We start from the raw sequence: 20,998 nt of genomic DNA on the forward strand, positions 1-20,998 counted from the left end.
CGAGGGACATTTTTCGTAAGGTAAGCAATGTAAAATAAGTGTCTAGTACCAGCGCGGTGTGTAGAAGTTTGAGGAGTTTCATGCAGGTTTTGGTTGCGCGTATCGGCAAACCGCACGGTATTCGTGGTGAGGTCACGGTTGAGCTGTTTACCGATGCCCCTGAAGAACGATTCTCTCGCGGCGAGGTGCTCCACATTGACGGGTTCACCCACGGTACTGTCGCCGCAACCGTAGCCCCAGCAGGGGCTTTGACAGTCGCCTCAGCCCGCTGGAATAAGAAAATTCTGGTGGTGCGTTTTGAGGAGATCACCACCCGTAACCATGCTGAGGATCTGCGGAACACCCTTCTGATGTTTGAGGTTCCCGAAGACGTGAACAGCGAAGAAGAAGGGTTCTATGAGCATCAGCTGCTAGAGCTGCCCGTGTTCTTACTGGAGGATGTTCCTGAAGGGGAAATCCCCAACGATAACCCTGCTGTGGGGGAACCGCTGGGCACGGTGATTGGTTTGCAGACGATGCCGGTGCAGGATCTGCTGCTGGTTAAGCTGTCCCCGGCTTATGGCGGTCAGGAGATTATGGTTCCGTTTGTTGATGAGATCGTGCCCGAGGTGGTGCCAGCTGAAGGGGACGAACCGGGTTTTGTGCTGCTGAGCCCCCCGGAGGGTCTGATTGAGCTGAGCACCCCGTTGAAAGGGAAGTAGTGCGGTTCGACGTTCTTAGTATTTTCCCGGAGTACCTGGCTCCTCTTGAACTTTCCCTCATCGGTAAGGCGCGTGAAGACGGGCTGTTGAGCCTGAACACGGTGAACCTGCGCGATTACACGTTTGATCGGCACCGCACCGTGGACGACACCCCCTACGGTGGGGGTGCGGGCATGGTTATGAAACCCGAACCGTGGGGCTTGGCCTTGGATGCCGTCCTTGCTTCCTCCCCGCATCAGAGCAACGAACCCGCCCCAGCGGACACCGCTGGTGCGGCTGTTGAGGGTACACCTGGTACGGAAGACGCCTCCGGCAGTGATGAGGTTCCGCTGCTGCCCGCGCCGCAGCACGTTCCCGAACCTGATGGGCGTCCGCTGCTGGTGGTGCCTTCACCAGCAGGTGCCGTGTTTAACCAGGAAATGGCCTACGAATTCGCCGCCGAACAGCACATCGTTTTTGCGTGCGGACGGTATGAGGGGATTGACGAGCGGGTGCTGCTGTGGGCGAGTGAGCGTTTCCGTATTATGCCCGTCTCTATTGGCGACTATGTGCTCAACGGTGGTGAGGTTGCGGTCATGGCGATGATTGAGGCGACCGCACGCCTGATCCCGGGGGTGATCGGCAACCCCGAGTCGCTGACCGAAGAATCGCATACGGGCGGGCTGCTGGAGTACCCGGTGTTCACAAAACCTGCCTCGTGGCGTGGGTTCCAGGTGCCGCCGGTGCTTCTGTCCGGCAACCACGGTGCGGTGGCGCGGTGGCGGCGGGAGAGACAGATTGAGCGTACGATGGCGCGCCGCCCGGATTTATTCGCAGCATACCCCACCCAGCAGTGGGATAAGAAAGACCGCCGTTTTCTGGCTGAGCGCGGCGTCCACTTCCCGAAACCGAACACACAAGACCCCAAGTAGCAGCTGCTCATATGGCCTGCCGTGTTACGGGGTGAAACGCCTAAAACTGAGGATGTCCTGCACCTCGGCGTGGCCCTGTACCCAGTAGATTTTACTGGGCGCCCCGGGGTCCTGCGCCGGGGTGTACTTCTTCCCCAACGCGCGTGATAGTGAACCGCGCATTGAGTGTGAGAGCGGCCTGAAAGTGCTGGTATTTTCGTATCGGGCGAGGTCTATCGGTTCGGGCTCATCTAGTTCTCGTACATTGGCGAGCGCGAGCATCCTGTCATGAAGACCACCGTGCCGTTGGGCCGTAAAACCCGCCTCACACCAGGCATCTCGTAGCGGTGAAGGCTCCAGTGCGGGCAGGTCATTCGGTGGGTTCCCCTCATGCGTGGCGGGTGCCGGGGTGATGGGAAGATCGGGGGCACGGTAGATCATGAGCATACGCAGCCGCCTGCCGCGCTCGCGGGCCTGGCGCATCGCTTCCTGAATGTGGGCTACGGTGTGATCCGGGCAGGTGAAACCCCAGGGGACAGCTGGGATGCTCAGCGCGTGCGCCCGCTGGAACATGTTTTCTTTCGCCCACACCACCCCGCCGGTACGTCCATGCGCCATGTATGCATAGTTGTAATCAGCAGAAAGCTTCAGAAAAAGAACGGGATCGCTGGCGAGAATATACATGTGAGCCTGCAGTATCTAATGTTTTTCGGGAACCGGGCGCTCGCGGAATTCGATAGGGCGTTTTACCTTGGGCAGGGCGTACATAATACGCAGGTAGGCATCTTCGATGAGTTCTTCAAGAAGCTGGCGAGTAACACCCTTGCCTGCGCCGACCGAAATCCAATGCCGTTTATTCATATGCCACCCCGGAATAATGCTCGGGTACATGCGCTGCAGCACCTCGGATTCTTCGGGGTCGGTCTTCAGATTCACGATCGGGTAACCGATACCATCTGTGTACATCGCAAAAATTTTGCCGCTAATGCGGTACACCGTATTACGCGGGCCGAAAGGCTGATCGGAGGTCGCCAACGGCATAGTCAGCGCAATCTGATCGACAACCTCATGGAGGTCTTCGGCGGTTATCTCGCGAGAATTCGGTGTACCCATACCTTCGAGTCTAATGGCTGCTGCAACGTAGTAAAAGCGTTTCGAACCATTGGCAGGAAAACCGCACCTTCAAACCAACTTGCGCGCAGAAGAACCTTCGAAACCCGTAAGGAGCACACCCGTAAAATCTGCGGTAAAAACCGCGTGCGCATCCCAAAAATAGCGGTAGAATAGAACACTATGGCTGAATTTATTTACACGATGACCAAAGCCCGCAAAACTGTGGGCGATAAGGTCATTCTTAACGACGTTTCCATGTCGTTCTTCCCGGGCGCCAAGATTGGTATGGTTGGTCCCAACGGCGCCGGTAAGTCGACCATCCTGAAAATCATGGCTGGCTTGGATCAGCCCTCAAACGGCGAGGCACGCCTCTCGCCCGAATACAGCGTAGGCATTCTGCTTCAGGAACCGCCGCTGAACGAAGAGAAAACCGTGCTCGGCAACGTCGAAGAAGGCGTGGGCGAGATCAAGGCGAAGCTGGATCGCTTCAACGAAATTTCCGCGCTCATGGCTGAACCTGACGCCGATTTTGATGCCCTCATGGAAGAAATGGGCAAGCTGCAGGAAGCTATCGACGCCGCAAACGCCTGGGACCTAGACTCCCAGCTGGAACAGGCGATGGAGGCGCTGCGCTGCCCGCCCGCCGACGCCCCCGTCACCCACCTCTCCGGCGGTGAGCGCCGCCGCGTGGCACTGTGCAAGCTCCTGCTGCAGAAACCAGACCTGCTGCTGCTGGATGAGCCCACCAACCACCTAGACGCCGAGTCGGTGCTGTGGCTTGAGCAGCATCTGCAGTCCTACGAAGGCGCGGTCATTGCGATTACTCACGACCGCTACTTCCTAGACCACGTTGCCGAATGGATCGCCGAGGTTGACCGCGGCAACCTCTACCCCTATGAAGGCAACTACTCCACCTACCTTGAGAAGAAGCGCGCCCGCCTTGAAGTTCAGGGCAAGAAGGACGCGAAACTCGCTAAACGCCTGAACGAAGAACTAGAGTGGGTGCGCTCAAACTCGAAGGGCCGGCAGGCGAAGTCGAAAGCACGTTTGGCACGTTACGAGGAAATGGCGGCCGAGGCTGAGAAGACCCGCAAACTCGACTTTGAAGAGATTCAGATTCCGCCGGGGCCGCGCCTGGGCAACCTGGTGATTGAGGCCGAGAACCTGCAGAAGGGGTTTGACGGGCGCTCGCTCATTAACGGCCTGTCGTTCTCGCTGCCGCGGAACGGCATTGTGGGTGTGATTGGCCCGAACGGTGTGGGTAAATCGACCCTGTTCAAGACCATCGTCGGTTTGGAAGAGCTTGACGGCGGCTCCCTTAAGGTTGGCGAAACCGTGAAGATCTCCTACGTTGATCAGAACCGCGCCAACATTGACCCCGAAAAGAGCCTGTGGGAGGTCGTCTCGGACGGTCTGGATTATATTCAGGTCGGCAATGTTGAGATGCCTTCGCGTGCCTATGTTTCGGCGTTCGGGTTCAAGGGGCCGGATCAGCAGAAGAAAGCGGGTGTGCTCTCCGGTGGTGAGCGTAACCGCCTGAACCTGGCGCTGACCCTCAAACAGGGCGGTAACCTGCTGCTGCTGGACGAGCCTACCAACGACCTTGATGTGGAAACCTTAGCGTCGCTTGAGAACGCACTGCTGGAATTCCCCGGCTGCGCCGTCGTCGTCTCCCACGACCGCTGGTTCCTCGACCGCGTGGCAACCCACATCCTCGCCTGGGAAGGCACCGAAGAAAACCCGGATCAGTGGTACTGGTTCGAGGGTAACTTCGAGTCCTACGAGAAGAACAAGGTCGAACGTCTGGGACCGGAAGCTGCGAAACCGCACCGCGTGGTGCACCGCAAGCTCACCCGCTAAAACACACGCGAAAATAATGCCCCGCGCATCCGCTATTTCTGCCGGATACGCGGGGCATTATGATGCAAAAACACGCCGCCAGCCGTGTCTTGGGAATCCGCTAGAATAGTGTGCACATGCGACGCACAGTAAGGAACCCAATATGCGCACGAAACGTCACTGGTTTTCTCTGGTAGCAGGTATTTTCTTCCTCGCTTGCTCAATTTTCATGTTCGCTAACCCTTCGGCACCGCTGACTGCGCTGGGTATTTTCTTCTCCATTATTGTGTTTATCGGCGGGGTGCTTGAGACCATCCGCTACTTCTTCACCCCAGCCTCAACCCGTAGCGTCTGGAGTCTTATAAGCGCCATCATTACCGTACTGGTGGGGGTGCTGCTGCTATCTGCCTCAGCCGCCGCGCAGGCAGCATTCATCCCCGTGATTGTGGGGGTGTGGATGATGATTGTGGGCCTCTCCCGCCTCTCTGCTGGCCGCCGCGCCACCTACTTGAGCTCCGGGGCCGGTAAACACATGGTATTTTCCGGTGTTGTACCGCTTATTCTGGGGATTCTGATCTGCCTCTTCCCGGTGGTGTTCGGCTCGGTGGTGGTGTGGCTTATCGCGCTCGCGCTTCTGCTGGTGGGTGTGGTGTGCATTGGTGATTTCTTTGTGTCTCGTAAGGCGAATAGGCCCGGCCCGTACGATGACGGCATTATTGATGTTGAGGCGCGGTAGCTAACCCGCATGAACGTAAAGCCCCGGTATCTGAAGCAGAAACCGGGGCTTTATGCATGCTAGGTAAAGGTGCTGGATGGCCGTGCTACCCGCTGATTGCCTCAAAGTCGACGACCTCAAACCCGAGAATCCCTTCGGATGCGCTCACCACCGGTTTATCGCGCACCACGTGCCGGTTTGCGAGCCAGTTGCGGAATGATTCTTCGTCCTGCCAGTGGGTCATTGCGAAGTACTCGGTACCGCCGCTGGTGGGGCGCAGCAGCTCGAAGCTCAGGAACCCGGGTACTTCGCTGAGCTTTTCGTTATTGTTTTTAAAACGGCGTTCCAGCTCCTCGCCCATCCCTTCCTGGACGCTGAGCTTATTAATCTTCACAACTGCCATAATGATCCCTCCACTGGTTATAACGGCTGGGCGCTTAGGGGTGCATGCTATAGCGCTATTTTCAGCATAGGGCACACTGCGCGTTCGGTGACAGGCACCCCCCGATGTATGGCATGGTTTTGGGGCTAATCTGTCATGCTGGCAGCAGCAGACAATAACCAAAACCGTGCACCATATCGGCTGAGGCGCCCCAAATTATTTATACTCCACTATTTATACTCCGGCAGGCGGAACATCATTTCCTGCGCGATTGTGGCCACCAGCTCCCCATCGCGCGTAAAAATTGAGCCGCGGGCGAGCATCCGCCCGCCCTGCGCAGTGGGGGAGTCCAAGACATACAGCAGCCACTCGTCTGCGGGTGCCGCGCGGTGAAACCACATGGCGTGATCCAGCGATGCCGACTTCATCCCCGGCTCTAGCCAAAACTTGCCGTGCGCGCGCAGTGCCGGTTCTAGAGGCAGATAGTCCGAGGCGTAGGCGATAGCCGCCTGATGCGCCGCCTCTGAAGCTGGTGTGCCCGTTGTATCGACTAGCGTGTCGAAAGTTTTAAACCACACCGTGGCAACCGGCTCCTGCGAACTTGAATCCGAGGCGGTGTACAGGTGCGGGCTCACATACCGAATATCGATGGGACGTTCCCACGCCACAGCCTGCGCTACCGGGTGCGGCACCTCGCCAATATAATCACTCACACTCGGCAGCCCTTCAGGGTCGGGAGCCTGTGGCATCGTAGCAGCCGTGTGCTCGGGGCCGCGGCTGGGCGCTTGGAATGATGCGATCGCAGAGAAAATAGGAATATCGTCCTGAAGGGCCTGCACCCGGCGGGTTGCGAAAGAACGCCCGTCATTGAGACGTTGAGAGGTAAAAATTAGCTCTTTCGTAATGTCTCCGGGCCGCAGAAAATACGCGTGAATTGAGTGCAGAACCTTATCGGTAACCGTGCTGTCGGCGGCCATAATGGCCTGGGCGAGTACCTGCCCGCCGTAGGTTCGCGGCGACTCACGGGTTAGGGTGACGGCGCTAAACGCCTCGTCGCCGCCCACCGGCTCGGTGGGGGTCAGGTTCAGCATAGTCATGAGGTTCTGGGTGGGGGTGGGCTTCGTCATTCTTCAATTTTCCCACGGGGGAGTAGAGTTGAGGAGTATTACCCGAAAACTTTCACGGATCGAAAGGCACGCATGGCTATTCATGGCGCGGACGGTGCCGGGCGGGCGCACCCCATAATTGAGCTCAAATATAACCCCCATGAGGGTATTGAAGAGCCCTACCTTGTGCTCGCTGACGGCGAGAACGGGGTGGCCGCCGCGAAAGATCTGGCCACCTACATTTCGCGCGCCAAATCGGTGGATAAAGGCGCGGCCATCCGCCTGATTGCCCGCGGCACTGTGCTGGGGGTGTTTGCCTGCTCTCTTGCCCCCGAGACCCTGCTGGATGCGACCCCCACTATTCTTGGTACGCGCGCCCTGACCCTGGCGGCTCCTTCACAGCTGGATATTGTGGTTGAGGCGCAGGCGCTTCTTGACCGGCTGGCGCGTATCCAGGAGTCGAAGATGGTGCTGTATTTACCGCCGGTGACTGTGAATGCGGTGTGGGCTGGGCAGTCCGCCCCAGTGAGCGGCTGGGCGCGCGTGGGCGCTGTAGCCGCCAGCGAGTTTCGGCGGGCCTGCCGCGAGGGGCTGGAGGCGGTGGACCGTTCCCTGCCCGAGAACCCGGGTGCGGCGGTATTAGCGACGGTGCGTTCACGGATATGGTCATCACCTATGGTGCTGGAGCATCTGCCCGAGTTCGATAATGTTTCCGTGCCAACCGGTGCGGCGTTCGCATTGAAAGTGTTTGGGTTCTTACCGGACGCGTTTGAGGGCCAGCTGCCCGTGTTTGTGGCGCGGTCGAAGTCGGGGGAGTGGACGCGTATCGCGGCTCCCGGCGGGCAGGTGCTGGTGCGTGCCGCCACCCCCAGCCTACAGACCGTATAGTTATTCTTCTGAGTGTATGAAAGGCAGTATGAGTCAGTATTCTGCGAATCAGCCGGGCGAGCAGGTCAGCATTTATGAGCAGGTGGGCGGTGAGGAAACCTTCGATAAGCTCACCCGCAGGTTCTATGCCCTCGTGAAGGCCGACCCCGAGTTTTCCGCCATGTACCCGGATTCTGACCCGTTCCCGCCTGAGCACCTCACAGAGGAACAGACCGCCAAGATTGAAGCAAACGATACCGACCATTTCGATGCGGCGGCGCGGCGGCTGAAAATGTTCCTGATTCAGTACTTTGGCGGGCCCAGCACCTACCAGGAGCAGCGAGGCCACCCACGTTTGCGTATCCGCCATAACCCGTACCCGATCGGGGCGAAGGAACGCGATACTTGGCTGAAATACATGCGGCAGGCAATGGACACCCTCGATCTTCCGATGATGATTGATGCGACCATGTGGGACTATTTCGAGCGTGCGGCACGCGCCATGCAGAACCGGGCGTAGCCCAATACAGTGTTGCTTCTTAGGTATAGCTTTTGTAGGTTATAACAATGCGTATTGTCTCTTATAGCCCTGCATACCGGGAAGCTCTTCTGGATATTTCACTTCGCGCCTGGGAACCCGTTTTTCCGCGGATGCACGATGACGTCCCCGAGTTCGTTTATGATGCGTTCTACCCTCAAGGGTGGCAGCAGCGGCAGCTCAACGATTTGAAGGAAGTACTCGATCAGGAGCCTCAGAATGTGTCTGTTGCCCTTGAGGGTGAGCGCCCGGTCGGCTGGGTCTGCACGCGCATCCACCCCGAGGACCAGATGGGTGAGATTTACGTGATTGCGGTCGACCCTGAGTATCAGCGGCGCGGTGTGGGGCAGCAGCTTATGGAGCACGCCTCTGCGCAGATTAAAGACGCCGGGATGCGCATGGTGATGGTCGAAACCGGCGGCGATTCGGGGCACGCACCAGCCCGGGCACTCTACGAGTCTGAAGGGTTCGTTCGCTGGCCTGTCGCCCGGTACTTCAAGGATCTTGGTGAATAGGACTGTTGTTCAGAAACAATAACTTTCAAGACCCACTTCTGGCCCAATATAACTCGTGGGCGCTAAAAAGGTTCTTGATATGAAACAAGCGTAATTTTCGCCGGTTGTTTCACATCAAGAACCTTTATACGAGGTGTAAGGAGACCGCAAGCTAAGGGATTATTACCCTAAATATCAGCCGCCTGCACCTTTAGGGCACGAGCCACACCGTCGCGCGCCTCCGCAATCTGCCGGCGCAGCGCCGCTGCGTCATCAGGCAATGACGCCAAATAGGTTTCGGTGCGTTCCAGCAGCGCGGCGGTCGGCTCTGAGGGGTACATGCCGCTAATAATCTGCAAAGAAATCTCGTGCGAACGGGAACGCCACACGCCCTCAACCAGCTCAAAGTACGGCTCAATATACGGCTCGGTCAGCTCCTTCTCGCCAGCCTTAAACCCGGCAATGGCGTACCGCTGGATCATGTTCGACAGTTCACCGGTCACCATGATCTTCTCCCAGTACTCTGCCTTAGCCTCGGCGGTGGGGAACGATGCGTACGCCTGCGCCGCGTACTGCTGGCCGTTTGCGGTGTTATCGCGTTCCAGCTCGGCCGCTATCTGCTCGCTGGTGGCCCGCCCGCCGGTTGCCAGACGGCACAGCAGGTTCCACCGCAGATCCGTATCAATTTCCAGGCCGTCGAGGGTGATCGACCCGTCGAAGAGGCGCTGCACATTCTCGTACTGTTCAGCGGTGCGGGTCTGGTTAACGAACGCCTGCACCAGCTGCAGCTGCGCATCCGAATCCGGTTCCGCCGCCAGCACCAGCTGCCACAGCCTGTCGGCTGCGTATTCGCGGGTCTCATCCCTAAACTGGGGGTTCACGAACGTGCGTAGTGCCGTTGAGAGGCCCAGCAGCTGGGTGCGCATCGCCGTGGAGTTCGTCTCCTGCCCAATATTGTTCAACACCAGCTCAACGTACTGGCGGGCGGGCATCTGTGCATCGCGCACAGTATCCCACAGGGAGCCCCACACCACGCCGCGCGCCACTGACGAATCAATGTCGCCCAGGTGCTTCACTGCGGTTTCGATGGAACGCTCATCCAGGCGCACCTTCGCGTACGCCAGATCTTCGTCGTTCAGCAGCAGTAAATCAGGGCGTTTCTTCCCCACAGCTTCAGTAACCTCGGTTAGTTCCCCATCAATATCAAGCTCAATGCGGTCGGTACGGGTCAGCTTGCCGTCTGTCAGGTTGTAGAAACCAATGACTGCACGGTGCGGGCGCAGGGTCTCAAACCCTTCAGCGTATGACTGGCGCACGCCCAGGGACGTAATGTTCCCTTCCGCATCGTCAGCAACCTCAACGGTGAGGGTGTTCACCCCGGCGGTTTCCAGCCACTTGGCGCTCCATGCGCGCACGTCCCGCCCCGAAGTTTTCTCAAGCTCAACTAGCAGGTCATTCAGTACCGTATTGCCCCAGGCGTGCTTGGTGAAATACTCTTTGAGGGCTGCCATGAAATTCTCCTGGCCAACCCACGCCACCATCTGCCGCAGCACCGAGGCGCCCTTCGCGTAGGTGATACCGTCAAAGTTCACCTGCACATCCTGCAGGTCACGGATTTCGGCCACGATCGGGTGGGTTGAGGAGAGCTGGTCCTGCCGGTACGCCCAGGTTTTCTCTGAGGCCGCGAACGTGGCCCAGGCTTCTTTCGCGTACCGGGGGGTGTTTTCGGCTGCCGCCAGTGTAGACATGAACTCGGCAAACGACTCGTTCAGCCACAGGTCGTTCCACCACTGCATGGTTACTAAATCACCGAACCACATGTGCGCCAGCTCGTGCAGCACCGTAATGGCGCGGCGCTCACGCAGAGCCTCAGCCACCTTGGACCGGAAGACGTACGCCTCAAGGTAGGTCACGCACCCGGCGTTTTCCATTGCGCCAGCGTTGAACTCGGGAACGAACAGCTGATCGTACTTCTCAAACGGGTACGGGGTTTTGAACTGCTCTTCGTAGAACTCGAACCCCTGGCGGGTCAGCTCGAACACGTCGTCGGCATCTACGAACGGCATGAGCGACTTACGGGCGTACACGCCCAGGGGGATGACGCGCCCCTCAGAGTTCGTGAGTTCGCTGGTGACTCTCTCGTACGGGCCAGCCACGATCGCCGTAATGTAGGAGGAGATACGCGGGGTCGGCTTGAAATACCAGGTTTGTGCCCGGCCGCACCCACAGTCTTTCGGTACGATCTTCACCTCGGGCTGGTTAGAAACCACCACCCACGGTGTGGGCACCCGCACGATGAACTCGAACTCCGCTTTCAAATCCGGCTGCTCAAACACGGGGAAAACACGGCGCGAGTCCGGTACCTCAAACTGCGAGTACAAGTACACCTCCCCGTCCACCGGATCCACAAACCGGTGCAGGCCCTCACCGGTGTTGGTGTAGAACATGTCGGCGTCAATCACCAGTACGTTCTGCGCGGCAAGGTTCGGCAGGGTAATGCGCTCCCCGTCGGCTAGGCTGGTATCCAGCTGTTCACCGTTCAGTTCAATCGAACGCACCGTGCTGGTGATAGCGTCAATGAACGTTGATGCGCCGGGTACCGCGTCAAAACGGATCTCGGTTTTACACGTAAAAACATCTTTGTCGCTGGGCAGGTCAAGCTCAATACGGTAGGTGTGCACGCGCTTAATGACTGTGGCACGCTCAATCGCTTCATCGCGGGTTAGGTTCAGGCCGGGCATAGGTTCCCTTTCTAAAAACGTATATGGTTTTGGTACCGTCATCACAGCTGTTAGCCCCGCAATGTCGCGGGTGTCAGCTGGTTATCTGGGGCGTGGGGGTACAGAGCCACGCAACAGTGCCTCAAACCACAATCTTACCGTATGCCCGGCGGGATAACACCCGAAAAACCGTTGCCCGCAGGCCCGCCCATAAAAGCCCGTCTGCGACATGTTGTCAGTTACAGGAATACCGCTGTATTCGCTACAGTTAATGAGGGCACACCCCGCACCTGCCAGCACCAGCGGCCTGGGGTGAGCATGTCACCAGCAGCCCCGCCGGGCACACAATCATAGGAGAACCTCCCTTGCGCGTACACATCGCCACCGACCACGCCGGTCTGCAGCTGAGCCACTACCTGATCGAGAAGCTCACCGCCGCAGGATACGAGATGATCGACCACGGCCCCACCGAATATGACCCGCTGGATGATTACCCCAGCTTCTGCATTAACGCGGCTCTCGCGGTGAAACGTGACCGTGACGCCGGGCTTGACTCCCTTGGCATTGTGCTTGGCGGCTCCGGTAACGGGGAGCAGATGGCGGCTAATAAGGTTGAGGGTATCCGTGCAGCCTTAGCGTGGAACCACACTACGGCGGCGCTTGCACGCGATCATAATAATGCGCAAGTGGTTGCTGTGGGTGGGCGCCAGCATTCACCGGATGAGGCGTTGGAAATCATTAAAGTTTTCCTCAGCACCCCCTGGAGCGGTGAGGAACGCCACGCCCGTCGTATTGGGCAGCTTGGCGAGTATGAACAGACCGGGAAGATCGCTGGCAAACATATTGACGAATAAATAATCCCCGCCCCACTTTTGCCCCTACCGCTAAGGAGAAGCGCGTGCCTGAAGGCCACTCTATTCACCGTATAGCCCGCCAATTCAACGATGTGTTTACTGGGGAGCGGGTGCGTGTTACTAGCCCGCAGGGCCGCTACGCTGAAGGGGCTGCGCTGGTTGATGGGGCACGTATTGCCCAGGCGTTTGCGCACGGTAAGCATCTTTTTGTTGGGTTCGACAACGAATTGACGTTGAACGTGCACCTGGGGATTTACGGCAACTGGAGTTTCGGCGGGGACGAATCGTTCACGGGCGCCTCAAGTATTGGGGCGCCCCGCAAGATTGGTGAGAAAGAATACGGTAGTGGGGGTCACTCCGAGTATTCTGGCCCTCCTCAGCCAAAAGCAACTACTCGCTGCCGTATCGTCTCGGAGCATGGCTGGGCTGACCTTGTGGGCCCCACTGTTTGCCGCACTCTCACCCCGGACGAGGTTGCTGTGGTGCGTGGGAAGCTGGGGCCAGATCCGCTGAACGCTGATGCTGACCCGGGGCAGTTCTACCGTGCCGCCGCTAAAAGCAGTCGCCCGATTGGGGTGATTCTCATGGATCAGGCAGCTATTTCCGGGGTGGGTAATATTTTTCGTGCAGAATCGCTGTACCGCCAGAAAATTGACCCGTTACGCCCCGGGAAGACACTCAGTGATGATGAGCTGCGCCGCCTGTGGGACGATAATAAGCACCTGCTCACCATTGGTGTGCGTGTGGGTAGAATCATTACCACCGAGCAGCAGGATCGTCCCGGTATCCCTGAAACTGAGGCGTGGCCTGATCACGCAAACTATGTGTATATGCGCCACGGGCAGAAGTGCCCGCGGTGCGGTACCACCATCCGTATGGAAGAAATCGCTGGACGTAAACTCTATTGGTGCCCTGGGTGCCAGAAATAACTCGTATGTTCGGAGTGGTTTTGGGTAGAACTTGACAGCTTCAAACATATGCCGCTAATCTAAGTGAGTTCTTTGGGGATGTAGCTTAATGGTAAAGCCTCAGTCTTCCAAACTGATGACGCGGGTTCGATTCCCGTCATCCCCTCACTCAAAGAGACCCAAAGGTTTTTACCTTTGGGTCTCTTTGTGCTTTGAGAAGTAGATTAAAAATCTCCTGCCCCTGGCTTGGGGCAGGGACGAAGCCGCTGATTTTTGCTAACTTGCTGAAATAACCTGTGACAAGGGCTAATACCGTTAACGTCAAAGAAGCGGGCGGGCTAGATCACCAGCCGCACCCCAAAATTTCCGGGTTCCAGCCCGGTGGCACGGGAGATAGCTTCTGTGGCCGCCAAAAGAATACCGCTAAAGTTAGTTGGCTGCCCGGCTGTTTCTAGCTCAGGCACGTCAACAACCCACCCGGTTCCTTCCCGGTGGGCGATAGCGTCATATGTTTTCAGGTTCATGCTTACCTCCGTGTCTTTATATATGCTAGGGCTGAGAGCCTCAAAACACAAGGTCTTAACGTGAGGTTTAATATAAAAACCGTTGTCAGCGGCCTGTTAGGGCCGCTGTGGCCGCCCAGGAACATAAATATGCGGCCCCTGTTAGGCATTTACCCAAATACCCGCTAAACTTGTGTGTTGGGTATGCGAAAAGTACCTTACGGGGCGTGGCGTAGCTTGGCTAACGCGCCTGCTTTGGGAGCAGGAGATCGCAGGTTCGAATCCTGTCGCCCCGACGGAAATAGGCTCACCCAGCGCCTTTTTCAGACACCATGAGCGGTTCAGAGAACGTTCCGCCACCGAACTACTTACGAGGAGATCAACGGACGTGAAGACCGCCGTCGAGAAGCTCAACCCGACCCTGGCAAAAATTGAGGTCGAGGTTCCTTTCGCCGAGTTCAAGCCTTACCTGGACCGCACCTACAAGAACCTTGCCGAGCAGATTAGCGTCCCCGGTTTCCGCAAGGGCAAGCTGCCTAAGCAGCTGATTGAGCAGCGTGCGGGCTTCGACTACATTGTTGAGGCTTCTCTGAATGAGGCTCTGAACGATTTTTACGCCCAGGCTCTTGGTGAGAATGAACTGTCGCCGCTGGCTCAGCCGGAACTGAACGTGCAGTCTCAGCCCACCGTGCAGGAGCGCGAAGCTGATGTTAAGCTCACCATTGAGGTGACTGTGCGACCCGAGATCGAACTTCCCAAGTATGAGGGGATTGAGGTTGAGGTTGACGACGTTGAGGTAACCGCCGACGACGAGAAGGAAGCCCTTGACGGGCTGCGTGAGCGTTTCGGGTCTTTGAAAACTGTTGAGCGTCCCGCAGCAGATAACGACTTTGTGACCATTGACATTGCGGCCGAAATTGACGGCGAGCAGGTGGACGCTGCCAACGACCTGTCATACCAGATCGGTTCGGGCACCATGCTTGAGGGTATTGATGAGGCCCTGCTGGGCCTGTCGGCTGGTGAGGACGCAACGTTCGAGACCAAGCTTTCTGGCGGGGATCACGCCGGTGAGCAGGCTGTTATTAAGGTGAAGCTTTCCGCTGTGAAGGAGCGTGAACTTCCCGAAGCTGACGACGAGTTCGCCCAGCTGGCCTCTGAGTTCGACACCATTGATGAGCTGAAGGAAGACATTAAGAAGCAGGTCTCCGAGGCTAAGGTCGCCGATCAGGGTTCGCAGGCACGCGATAAGGTGCTGGCTAAGCTCGTTGAGATGGTTGAGATTCCGGTTCCTGAGAAGGTTATTGAGGACCAGCTGGAGCAGCACTTCAACAACCCGAACGCTGAGGCTGACCACGACACTGAGGAGCACCGCGCTGAGGTTCGTGAGAACACCAAGACCGCGTTTAAGAACGAGATGGTGCTTGATGCTATCGCTGACGCCGAAGAGGTTGAGGTTAACCAGAACGAGATGATCGAGTACATCATCACGATGAGCTCCCAGTACGGCATGGACCCGAACCAGTTTGCTCAGATGCTGGATGGCTCCGGCCAGGCGGGTATGCTGGTGGGCGAGGTTCGCCGCTCCAAGGCTTTGGCTGAGGTGCTGAAGAAGGCTGTGGTGAAGGACTCCAAGGGTAACGTTGTGGACCTGTCCTCATATCTTGAAGACAACAAGGAAGAAGAGGCTAAGTAGCAGCCTCGTTACTCCCGCTGGCTGAACAGGCCTAACCTCATATTGTGGGCGCATCTAACCGCTAGGTTTGGGTGTGCCCACAATATTTAAAACTGTCTGGTGAAGAGCGGGACTTAGCGGGTGGCGCTGGCGCGGGGTCTGTGGCTTCGAAGGGCGTACCGTTCGCCCTCTGGCGAACTACGGCAAGAACCCGCGCATCAGCAGGGGAAGAGGGGGTATTGTAGTACTCAAGCAAATGTCGCGTATCCCGTAGAGGGGACAGCGCGAGCCTCCTAGTTAAGAAAAAGAGGGAATATGTCAGGCTACATGCCCCTGCCCACTGGATCCGGTAGTGCCGCCGCACGCATGGCATCCACAGCTGTTGGCAGCCAGGAAGACTATGTCTATAATCACCTGCTCAAAGAGCGTATTATTTGGCTCGGCTCTGAGGTGCGTGATTCGAATGCTAACCTGATCTGCTCGCAGATGCTGTTACTTTCGGCTGAGGACCCGAAGGCTGACATCTACCTGTACATTAACTCGCCGGGCGGTTCGGTGACCGCAGGTATGGCTATTTACGACACCATGCAGCTTATCCCGAACGATGTGGTGACAGTGGTGACTGGTATGGCTGCTTCCATGGGGCAGTTTTTGCTAACCGCTGGCACCATTGGTAAGCGTTACGCTACCCCCAATGCGCGTATTCTTATGCACCAGCCTCTGGGCGGTATTGGTGGTACGGCTTCTGATATTCGTACTCAGGCTGAGCTGATTCTTGATATGAAGAAGCGGTTAGCTGAGATTACTGCTGAGCGTACTGGTAAAACCCTCGAAACCATCCTGAAGGATAATGACCGCGATAACTGGTTTACCGCTCAGGAGGGTCTAGATTACGGGTTCTTCGACCATATTGCGACTACTGCCGGTGGACAGTTCGCTCAGGAAAGCAAGTAGGGGAGTAGTAGAAGATATGAATTACCTGCCGAACGATATTGCGCCGCAGACACCGTCGAACCGGTATGTGCTTCCCAGCTTTGAGGAGCGTACCCCCTACGGGTACAAACGCCAGGACCCGTATGCAAAGCTATTTGAGGATCGCATTATTTTCCTGGGCACTCAGGTGGATGATGCCTCAGCTGATGATATTATGGCGCAGCTGCTGGTGCTGGAAGCGCAGGACCCGGATCGGGATATTACCCTGTACATTAACTCGCCTGGTGGCTCGTTCACCGCGATGACCGCTATCTATGACACCATGCAGTATATTCGCCCCGAGATTCAGACCGTGTGCCTGGGGCAGGCGGCCTCTGCTGCGGCTGTACTTTTGGCCGCTGGTACTCCGGGTAAGCGTCTTGCGCTGCCGAACGCCCGCGTGCTTATCCACCAACCGGCACTGAGCGGGCAGCAGGGTGGACAGGCATCTGACCTGGAAATCCATGCTAATGAAGTGATGCGTATGCGTGAGTGGACCGCTAAGACTTTGGCGCTGCATGCCGGGAAGACCTATGAGGATGTCGACCGCTCCATTGAACGCGATAACATCCTGACTGCCTCTGCCGCGTTGGAGTACGGCCTGATCGATAAGGTACTAGACTCGCGTAAGCTCAACAAACCTGCGATTAACACCCCTGAGTCTTACACCTAGAAGCTAACCCCCGGTTTTATGCGGGGAACTGCTGACCGTGTGAAACGTGAGGGCGGCAGCCCACCCGGTATAGCTGGGTAGGCTGCCGCCCTCATGTACTATGCGCATAAGAATCACGCCGGTCTTTGAAGCAAGGGCCGTGTAACATCACTGGACACGAACGGGGACTATGCTTCAACTGCACATGCCATGTTTTCGCTCGCAGAAGTTTAAACTCGTCACATTTCGCAATCTTCGTCATACTCGCCGATAATCTACCGTAAGGCGTCTGCGTTCCTGAATAATCTGCGGTAGCCTTGTAAAAGGCCCGCTGCGCACTAGGTTCGCGTGCTGTAATGGGCCCACAACGGAAAGGGATGCCCGTGGATACAATCGACACCTCACCAGGGGTACGGTGTTCGTTTTGCGATAAGCCGCGCACACCCGCGCGTAAAGTCGTGATCGGTCCCAACGTAAATATTTGCAACGAGTGTGTGGGGCTGTGCAACGATATTCTCGAAGAAGAGACGAAACGCGAGACAGCCCCCAAGGTTCGGTCGCAGCGGACTCTCGCTACGCCCCGCGAGATTTTTGACCACCTACAGGACTATGTGGTGGGTCAAGAGGACGCCAAACGCACCTTGGCGGTGGCCGTCTATAACCATTACAAACGCATCCAAGAGTCGGATAACCCGCTATTGTCTTCGCGCACCCTTGCTGCGAGCCTGGGGGAGCAGATTGACCTGGGTAAATCGAATATCCTCATGATTGGGCCCACCGGGTGCGGTAAAACCTACCTGGCCCAGTCGCTTGCTAAAAAGCTAGACGTACCTTGTGCCCTCGTGGACGCAACCACTCTTACCGAAGCGGGGTATGTGGGGGATGATGTTGAAAACATTCTGCTGCGCCTGATTAACGCCGCTGACGGGGATGTAAAAAAGGCCGAGCGCGGCATTATTTACATTGACGAAATCGACAAGATCGCGCGTAAAGGCGAGAACATGTCAATCACCCGTGACGTCTCGGGTGAGGGCGTGCAGCAGGCGCTTTTGAAAATTATTGAAGGAACCGTTGCGGGGGTGCCGCCCGAGGGAGGGCGTAAACACCCCACGCAGACCACCTTAGAGATTGACACGTCACATATTTTGTTCATTGTCGCGGGCGCTTTCGACGGGCTTCAGGAACGCGTGGCCTCACGCACAGCCCCCGCAGGGATCGGGTTCGGCGCGGAACTGGAGACCGGAAAAAATACTGGCTCATACCTGAACGATCTAACCCCCGACGATTTGGCACACTACGGGCTGATCCCAGAGCTGATTGGCCGCCTGCCCGTAGTAACCACGCTGCAGCAACTCACCGAGGAGGAGCTGTACCAGGTACTCACCGAGCCGAAGAATGCGCTCATGAAACAATACAAACACCTGTTCGCCCTAGACGGTGTAGACCTCATGTTTGAGGAAGAAGCAATACGGATAGTCGCCCACCGCGCCGCCGAACGAAACAGCGGCGCACGGGGGCTGCGGGCCATGATGGAAAGCATCCTGCTGCCCATCATGTTCGACATTCCCGATCGTGACGATATTACCGCTGTGGTGATTACGGAGGCAGCAGCCAGGGGAGAGGGCGAACCTGCGTATGTGCTGGAGGCCATTGAGAAGCCCGCGAAACCGCGCACTCGCAAGAGCAGTACCGCCGCAAAGAAAAAGGCCGCCTAAAGGGAGAGGCCTGCATAAGCGCCCCAACGATGGGGCGTCAACGAAGCTGATACAGAAGAAAGGAAAATCCTGTGACAACTACCGTCGATTTTTGGTTTGACCCCATCTGCCCGTGGTGCTGGATTACCTCCCGCTGGATTGGGGAAGTGCAGAAAGTCCGTGATATTCAGGTGCGTTGGCACCCATTCTCCCTGTCAGTGCTGAATGAAGGACGTGACCTTGACCCCGGTTACCGTGCCATGATGGATAACGCCTGGGGCCCGGCCCGAGTGGTGGCCGCTGCCGCCCAGCTGCACGGCAATGATGCGCTGAAGCCTCTCTACGACGCGCTGGGCGAGCAGATCCACCACCAGAAGAACACCGCACAAGGCGATAAATACCTGCCCGCTATTGAGGCTGCCCTGGCGGAGGCAAAACTTCCCGCAGAACTGGTGAACTACGCGACCACTGACGAATACGATGAGCCGCTGCGTGCATCAGTAGCGCAGGCCCTTGAGAAGGTTGGTGATGATGTGGGTGTTCCACTCATTGCCATTGACGGTGTAGCGTTCTTCGGCCCTGTGCTCTCACCCTCACCCCGTGGGGAAGAGGCCGGTAAAGTGTTCGATGGCGCCGTGGCGCTGGCCTCATACCCGGGGTTCTTTGAGCTCAAACGCACCCGCACGGTCGGGCCTATCTTCCACGGCGAAGACGGTGACGCCCAGTAGTCACACCACGGTGTTTTACGAATAGGGGCGGGGTGCCCACCGGTTATGGTGGGCACCCCGCCCCTATGCTCTTATAAATATGCGTCGGCAAGGGGATGCGGCTACTGATGGATTGCCTTGCGACGTACTTTTTCGCGGATCTTCTCCAAGTTACGCAGCCTAAAGTTGCGGGAGGCAGTGTAATCCACGGCAGCGTCCGAGGTGAACCCGAGCATCGCAAACACCGCCACGCCCAACTGGAAGAACAGGGAGCTGATTGTCAACGCCTCACCAGCCGCAAATACTGAGGCAACTTGGGCTGCGAAGCCGACCACCAGCAGAAGCAGCACCATCCGCCGCGCCTTCGACGAACCGCGCAGAGTAGCCCACAGCATAAACATGTGTATAGACTCAAAAATAACCACCACTGCTATGGCCGCAACCAACGTAAAAATCATGAACGTATCACCCTCCGGCCCGTTCAGCACCTGAACCATTGCCGTATCCGAGCCCTGACCCGTCAAATTCGACACCAGTTCGTGGCGGTTCGCCACCGTCAATATCGAAGTGACTAGCTCGGCCACACTCGAAATCACCAGCATCAGCGACGCCGTTAACAGTACAATCGGCAGCTTCTCAGCAATATCATGCGCACTGGTAAGACGTACATCTCGGGCTTCCGCATCCTGCCGCTCAAGCCCCTCGTTCCGCAGGGTCACAATCGGTAAAGCACCATCCGTCACAATGGTGTCGCCACCGCCGTTACGCGCGTGATAGCCGGTCGAGAAATCCTTAATCACCTCAACCTCAGTCTGCGGGTAGGCGTACTGAATAGACTCCACAATATAGTCACGCTCAAAATCAGTCTGCGCGTCAATACGGTGCGTCACCTGCAGGGTGAAGAAACTAAACCCCACCCCCGAATCGTAGGTTCCGGCGGCCAGCCAGTCCACCCGGTGGCCACCGGGCAGAAGCCACCCATCGGGGGTTTTCCAGAACCGCACATGGTGGCGTTTCTCAGGGTTTCCATCAACCTCCTGCTGGTAGGCAAAGGACTGTACACGCCCAAAAATTTTCAGCGGAGAAACTGGGGCCTCCGCATACGAGCGGCGGGTAAGTGTCGATACCACAATTTTCCATGATGACGCCAAGGTCACTTCGTCGGCGCGGGTCCAGCCTGCGTTCAACATGGCCTGGTGAATCTGCTCTTCAGTACCAATCAGCCCCAGGTTCACGGGGTCACCCAGCAGACCGTCGGAGGTTCGGGTGCGGCCAATAAAATAGTCCGGCACATAGATGCGGCTCATAATCGCGTGGAAACGCGGTAGTGTCAGATAGGCGGTGAACCCCCAGAACACGAGCGCCAACAGCAGGCCCCACCACGAGTGAGTAAAACTTGAGGTTAGCAGCATAATGGTCAGCACCAGTGAGGCAACGCCCGCAAAAATGAAAAACGCCGTATCCGTAAACCCTGTCCAGAAGCTCTTGGGCACAATATCCTGATACTCACCACGGTGCTCAAGATCACCACGGTACACTGGCGGTCCGGCAGGTGCAGGTTCGGGCACGGCACCGTTAGAATCGCCTTGGGCGGTAGTCATGAGCGGCTCCTGTCTCTTAGGCTGTCGGGGTTACAGTATGGGGGCATAAAAGCGCCGAAGCACCGGGACG

General features: G+C 57.3%; 21 protein-coding genes and 2 tRNA genes. 16 read left to right on the forward strand and 7 right to left on the reverse strand.

Annotation, left to right across the window (positions count from 1 at the left end):
* Window positions 1–80: 80 nt before the first annotated feature.
* Together rimM and trmD are read left to right on the forward strand one after the other, a co-directional pair.
* On the forward strand, window positions 81–701 hold the full coding sequence (gene rimM / locus I6I94_RS11195; protein ID WP_201620717.1) for a ribosome maturation factor RimM: 621 nt from the start codon (window positions 81–83) through the stop codon (window positions 699–701).
* Window positions 701–1,612, forward strand: coding sequence for a tRNA (guanosine(37)-N1)-methyltransferase TrmD (gene trmD / locus I6I94_RS11200; protein WP_201620718.1), 912 nt, complete (start codon window positions 701–703; stop codon window positions 1,610–1,612). The genes rimM and trmD overlap by 1 nt, the downstream gene beginning before the upstream one ends.
* Window positions 1,613–1,636: 24 nt before the next feature.
* On the opposite strand, the gene I6I94_RS11205 is transcribed toward trmD, so the two are convergent.
* Together I6I94_RS11205 and I6I94_RS11210 are read right to left on the reverse strand one after the other, a co-directional pair.
* Window positions 1,637–2,275, reverse strand: a complete 639-nt coding sequence (locus tag I6I94_RS11205) for a hypothetical protein (protein WP_201620719.1) — start codon at window positions 2,273–2,275, stop codon at window positions 1,637–1,639.
* A gap of 15 nt (window positions 2,276–2,290) precedes the next feature.
* Window positions 2,291–2,704, reverse strand: coding sequence for an MmcQ/YjbR family DNA-binding protein (locus I6I94_RS11210; RefSeq protein ID WP_128087867.1), 414 nt, complete (start codon window positions 2,702–2,704; stop codon window positions 2,291–2,293).
* A 180-nt stretch (window positions 2,705–2,884) separates the two neighbouring features.
* Here I6I94_RS11210 and ettA point away from each other — a divergent pair, with 180 nt between their 5' ends.
* Both ettA and I6I94_RS11220 read left to right on the forward strand, forming a co-directional pair.
* Window positions 2,885–4,564 (forward strand): energy-dependent translational throttle protein EttA, encoded by a 1,680-nt coding sequence (gene ettA / locus I6I94_RS11215; RefSeq protein WP_006887972.1) that lies wholly within the window; start codon window positions 2,885–2,887, stop codon window positions 4,562–4,564.
* A 142-nt stretch (window positions 4,565–4,706) separates the two neighbouring features.
* Window positions 4,707–5,279 carry an HdeD family acid-resistance protein gene (locus I6I94_RS11220; protein ID WP_128087866.1) on the forward strand — a complete coding sequence of 191 codons (573 nt, stop codon included), beginning with the start codon at window positions 4,707–4,709 and terminating at the stop codon, window positions 5,277–5,279.
* Between the two features lie 85 nt (window positions 5,280–5,364).
* Here I6I94_RS11220 and I6I94_RS11225 read toward each other — a convergent pair whose 3' ends face one another.
* Both I6I94_RS11225 and I6I94_RS11230 read right to left on the reverse strand, forming a co-directional pair.
* On the reverse strand, window positions 5,365–5,661 hold the full coding sequence (locus tag I6I94_RS11225) for an antibiotic biosynthesis monooxygenase family protein (RefSeq protein ID WP_128087865.1): 297 nt from the start codon (window positions 5,659–5,661) through the stop codon (window positions 5,365–5,367).
* A gap of 209 nt (window positions 5,662–5,870) precedes the next feature.
* Window positions 5,871–6,767, reverse strand: coding sequence for an acyl-CoA thioesterase (locus I6I94_RS11230; RefSeq protein ID WP_201620720.1), 897 nt, complete (start codon window positions 6,765–6,767; stop codon window positions 5,871–5,873).
* 72 nt (window positions 6,768–6,839) lie between these two features.
* Here I6I94_RS11230 and I6I94_RS11235 point away from each other — a divergent pair, with 72 nt between their 5' ends.
* The 3 genes from I6I94_RS11235 to I6I94_RS11245 are packed head-to-tail and all read left to right on the forward strand — an operon-like array spanning window position 6,840 to window position 8,666.
* Complete coding sequence (locus tag I6I94_RS11235; protein ID WP_128087864.1) at window positions 6,840–7,634, forward strand: transcriptional regulator; 795 nt, start codon at window positions 6,840–6,842, stop codon at window positions 7,632–7,634.
* A 28-nt stretch (window positions 7,635–7,662) separates the two neighbouring features.
* Window positions 7,663–8,133, forward strand: a complete 471-nt coding sequence (locus I6I94_RS11240) for a globin (protein WP_128087863.1) — start codon at window positions 7,663–7,665, stop codon at window positions 8,131–8,133.
* Between the two features lie 47 nt (window positions 8,134–8,180).
* On the forward strand, window positions 8,181–8,666 hold the full coding sequence (locus I6I94_RS11245; RefSeq protein ID WP_128087862.1) for a GNAT family N-acetyltransferase: 486 nt from the start codon (window positions 8,181–8,183) through the stop codon (window positions 8,664–8,666).
* A gap of 167 nt (window positions 8,667–8,833) precedes the next feature.
* Here I6I94_RS11245 and pepN read toward each other — a convergent pair whose 3' ends face one another.
* Window positions 8,834–11,386 (reverse strand): aminopeptidase N, encoded by a 2,553-nt coding sequence (gene pepN, locus I6I94_RS11250; RefSeq protein WP_128087861.1) that lies wholly within the window; start codon window positions 11,384–11,386, stop codon window positions 8,834–8,836.
* Between the two features lie 344 nt (window positions 11,387–11,730).
* Between pepN and I6I94_RS11255 the strand changes: the two genes are divergently transcribed.
* From I6I94_RS11255 to I6I94_RS11265, 3 genes are all read left to right on the forward strand, one after another.
* Complete coding sequence (locus I6I94_RS11255; RefSeq protein ID WP_006887994.1) at window positions 11,731–12,219, forward strand: ribose-5-phosphate isomerase; 489 nt, start codon at window positions 11,731–11,733, stop codon at window positions 12,217–12,219.
* A gap of 44 nt (window positions 12,220–12,263) precedes the next feature.
* Window positions 12,264–13,148 carry an Fpg/Nei family DNA glycosylase gene (locus I6I94_RS11260; RefSeq protein ID WP_201620721.1) on the forward strand — a complete coding sequence of 295 codons (885 nt, stop codon included), beginning with the start codon at window positions 12,264–12,266 and terminating at the stop codon, window positions 13,146–13,148.
* 74 nt (window positions 13,149–13,222) lie between these two features.
* Window positions 13,223–13,293, forward strand: a tRNA-Gly gene (locus I6I94_RS11265).
* 172 nt (window positions 13,294–13,465) lie between these two features.
* Here I6I94_RS11265 and I6I94_RS11270 read toward each other — a convergent pair.
* Window positions 13,466–13,651: a hypothetical protein gene (locus tag I6I94_RS11270; RefSeq protein WP_006887965.1), complete on the reverse strand. Its 186-nt coding sequence runs from the start codon at window positions 13,649–13,651 to the stop codon at window positions 13,466–13,468.
* Window positions 13,652–13,851: 200 nt separating this feature from the next.
* Between I6I94_RS11270 and I6I94_RS11275 the strand changes: the two genes are divergently transcribed.
* The 6 genes from I6I94_RS11275 to I6I94_RS11300 all read left to right on the forward strand — a co-directional run bounded on the left by I6I94_RS11275 (window position 13,852) and on the right by I6I94_RS11300 (window position 19,348).
* A tRNA-Pro gene (locus tag I6I94_RS11275) sits at window positions 13,852–13,926 on the forward strand.
* A 92-nt stretch (window positions 13,927–14,018) separates the two neighbouring features.
* Window positions 14,019–15,323 (forward strand): trigger factor, encoded by a 1,305-nt coding sequence (gene tig, locus I6I94_RS11280; protein WP_006887985.1) that lies wholly within the window; start codon window positions 14,019–14,021, stop codon window positions 15,321–15,323.
* 294 nt (window positions 15,324–15,617) lie between these two features.
* Entirely contained in the window at window positions 15,618–16,256 is a 639-nt protein-coding gene (locus I6I94_RS11285; RefSeq protein WP_006887997.1) for an ATP-dependent Clp protease proteolytic subunit, read from the forward strand.
* A 16-nt stretch (window positions 16,257–16,272) separates the two neighbouring features.
* Window positions 16,273–16,947 (forward strand): ATP-dependent Clp protease proteolytic subunit, encoded by a 675-nt coding sequence (locus I6I94_RS11290; RefSeq protein WP_201620722.1) that lies wholly within the window; start codon window positions 16,273–16,275, stop codon window positions 16,945–16,947.
* 356 nt (window positions 16,948–17,303) lie between these two features.
* Window positions 17,304–18,641 (forward strand): ATP-dependent Clp protease ATP-binding subunit ClpX, encoded by a 1,338-nt coding sequence (clpX, locus tag I6I94_RS11295; RefSeq protein WP_094757902.1) that lies wholly within the window; start codon window positions 17,304–17,306, stop codon window positions 18,639–18,641.
* A gap of 71 nt (window positions 18,642–18,712) precedes the next feature.
* Window positions 18,713–19,348 carry a DsbA family oxidoreductase gene (locus I6I94_RS11300; protein ID WP_037233738.1) on the forward strand — a complete coding sequence of 212 codons (636 nt, stop codon included), beginning with the start codon at window positions 18,713–18,715 and terminating at the stop codon, window positions 19,346–19,348.
* A 101-nt stretch (window positions 19,349–19,449) separates the two neighbouring features.
* On the opposite strand, the gene I6I94_RS11305 is transcribed toward I6I94_RS11300, so the two are convergent.
* The gene (locus tag I6I94_RS11305; RefSeq protein WP_201620723.1) at window positions 19,450–20,928 is read right to left on the reverse strand and encodes an LssY C-terminal domain-containing protein; all 1,479 of its coding nucleotides are present in this window, start codon (window positions 20,926–20,928) and stop codon (window positions 19,450–19,452) included.
* Window positions 20,929–20,998: the final 70 nt, after the last annotated feature.

Source organism: Rothia aeria (assembly GCF_016726365.1).
GTDB classification, from domain to species: domain Bacteria; phylum Actinomycetota; class Actinomycetes; order Actinomycetales; family Micrococcaceae; genus Rothia; species Rothia aeria.

Excerpts from the sequence above, each read along its gene's own strand:
- rimM (WP_201620717.1), top strand. The coding sequence starts at position 81 with ATGCAGGTTTTGGTTGCGCGTATCGGCAAACCGCACGGTATTCGTGGT.
- I6I94_RS11205 (WP_201620719.1), bottom strand. The coding sequence starts at position 2,275 with ATGTATATTCTCGCCAGCGATCCCGTTCTTTTTCTGAAGCTTTCTGCT.
- I6I94_RS11210 (WP_128087867.1), bottom strand. The coding sequence starts at position 2,704 with ATGGGTACACCGAATTCTCGCGAGATAACCGCCGAAGACCTCCATGAG.
- ettA (WP_006887972.1), top strand. The coding sequence starts at position 2,885 with ATGGCTGAATTTATTTACACGATGACCAAAGCCCGCAAAACTGTGGGC.
- I6I94_RS11220 (WP_128087866.1), top strand. The coding sequence starts at position 4,707 with ATGCGCACGAAACGTCACTGGTTTTCTCTGGTAGCAGGTATTTTCTTC.
- I6I94_RS11225 (WP_128087865.1), bottom strand. The coding sequence starts at position 5,661 with ATGGCAGTTGTGAAGATTAATAAGCTCAGCGTCCAGGAAGGGATGGGC.
- I6I94_RS11230 (WP_201620720.1), bottom strand. The coding sequence starts at position 6,767 with ATGACGAAGCCCACCCCCACCCAGAACCTCATGACTATGCTGAACCTG.
- I6I94_RS11235 (WP_128087864.1), top strand. The coding sequence starts at position 6,840 with ATGGCTATTCATGGCGCGGACGGTGCCGGGCGGGCGCACCCCATAATT.
- I6I94_RS11240 (WP_128087863.1), top strand. The coding sequence starts at position 7,663 with ATGAGTCAGTATTCTGCGAATCAGCCGGGCGAGCAGGTCAGCATTTAT.
- I6I94_RS11245 (WP_128087862.1), top strand. The coding sequence starts at position 8,181 with ATGCGTATTGTCTCTTATAGCCCTGCATACCGGGAAGCTCTTCTGGAT.
- pepN (WP_128087861.1), bottom strand. The coding sequence starts at position 11,386 with ATGCCCGGCCTGAACCTAACCCGCGATGAAGCGATTGAGCGTGCCACA.
- I6I94_RS11270 (WP_006887965.1), bottom strand. The coding sequence starts at position 13,651 with ATGAACCTGAAAACATATGACGCTATCGCCCACCGGGAAGGAACCGGG.
- I6I94_RS11285 (WP_006887997.1), top strand. The coding sequence starts at position 15,618 with ATGTCAGGCTACATGCCCCTGCCCACTGGATCCGGTAGTGCCGCCGCA.
- I6I94_RS11290 (WP_201620722.1), top strand. The coding sequence starts at position 16,273 with ATGAATTACCTGCCGAACGATATTGCGCCGCAGACACCGTCGAACCGG.
- clpX (WP_094757902.1), top strand. The coding sequence starts at position 17,304 with ATGCCCGTGGATACAATCGACACCTCACCAGGGGTACGGTGTTCGTTT.
- I6I94_RS11305 (WP_201620723.1), bottom strand. The coding sequence starts at position 20,928 with ATGACTACCGCCCAAGGCGATTCTAACGGTGCCGTGCCCGAACCTGCA.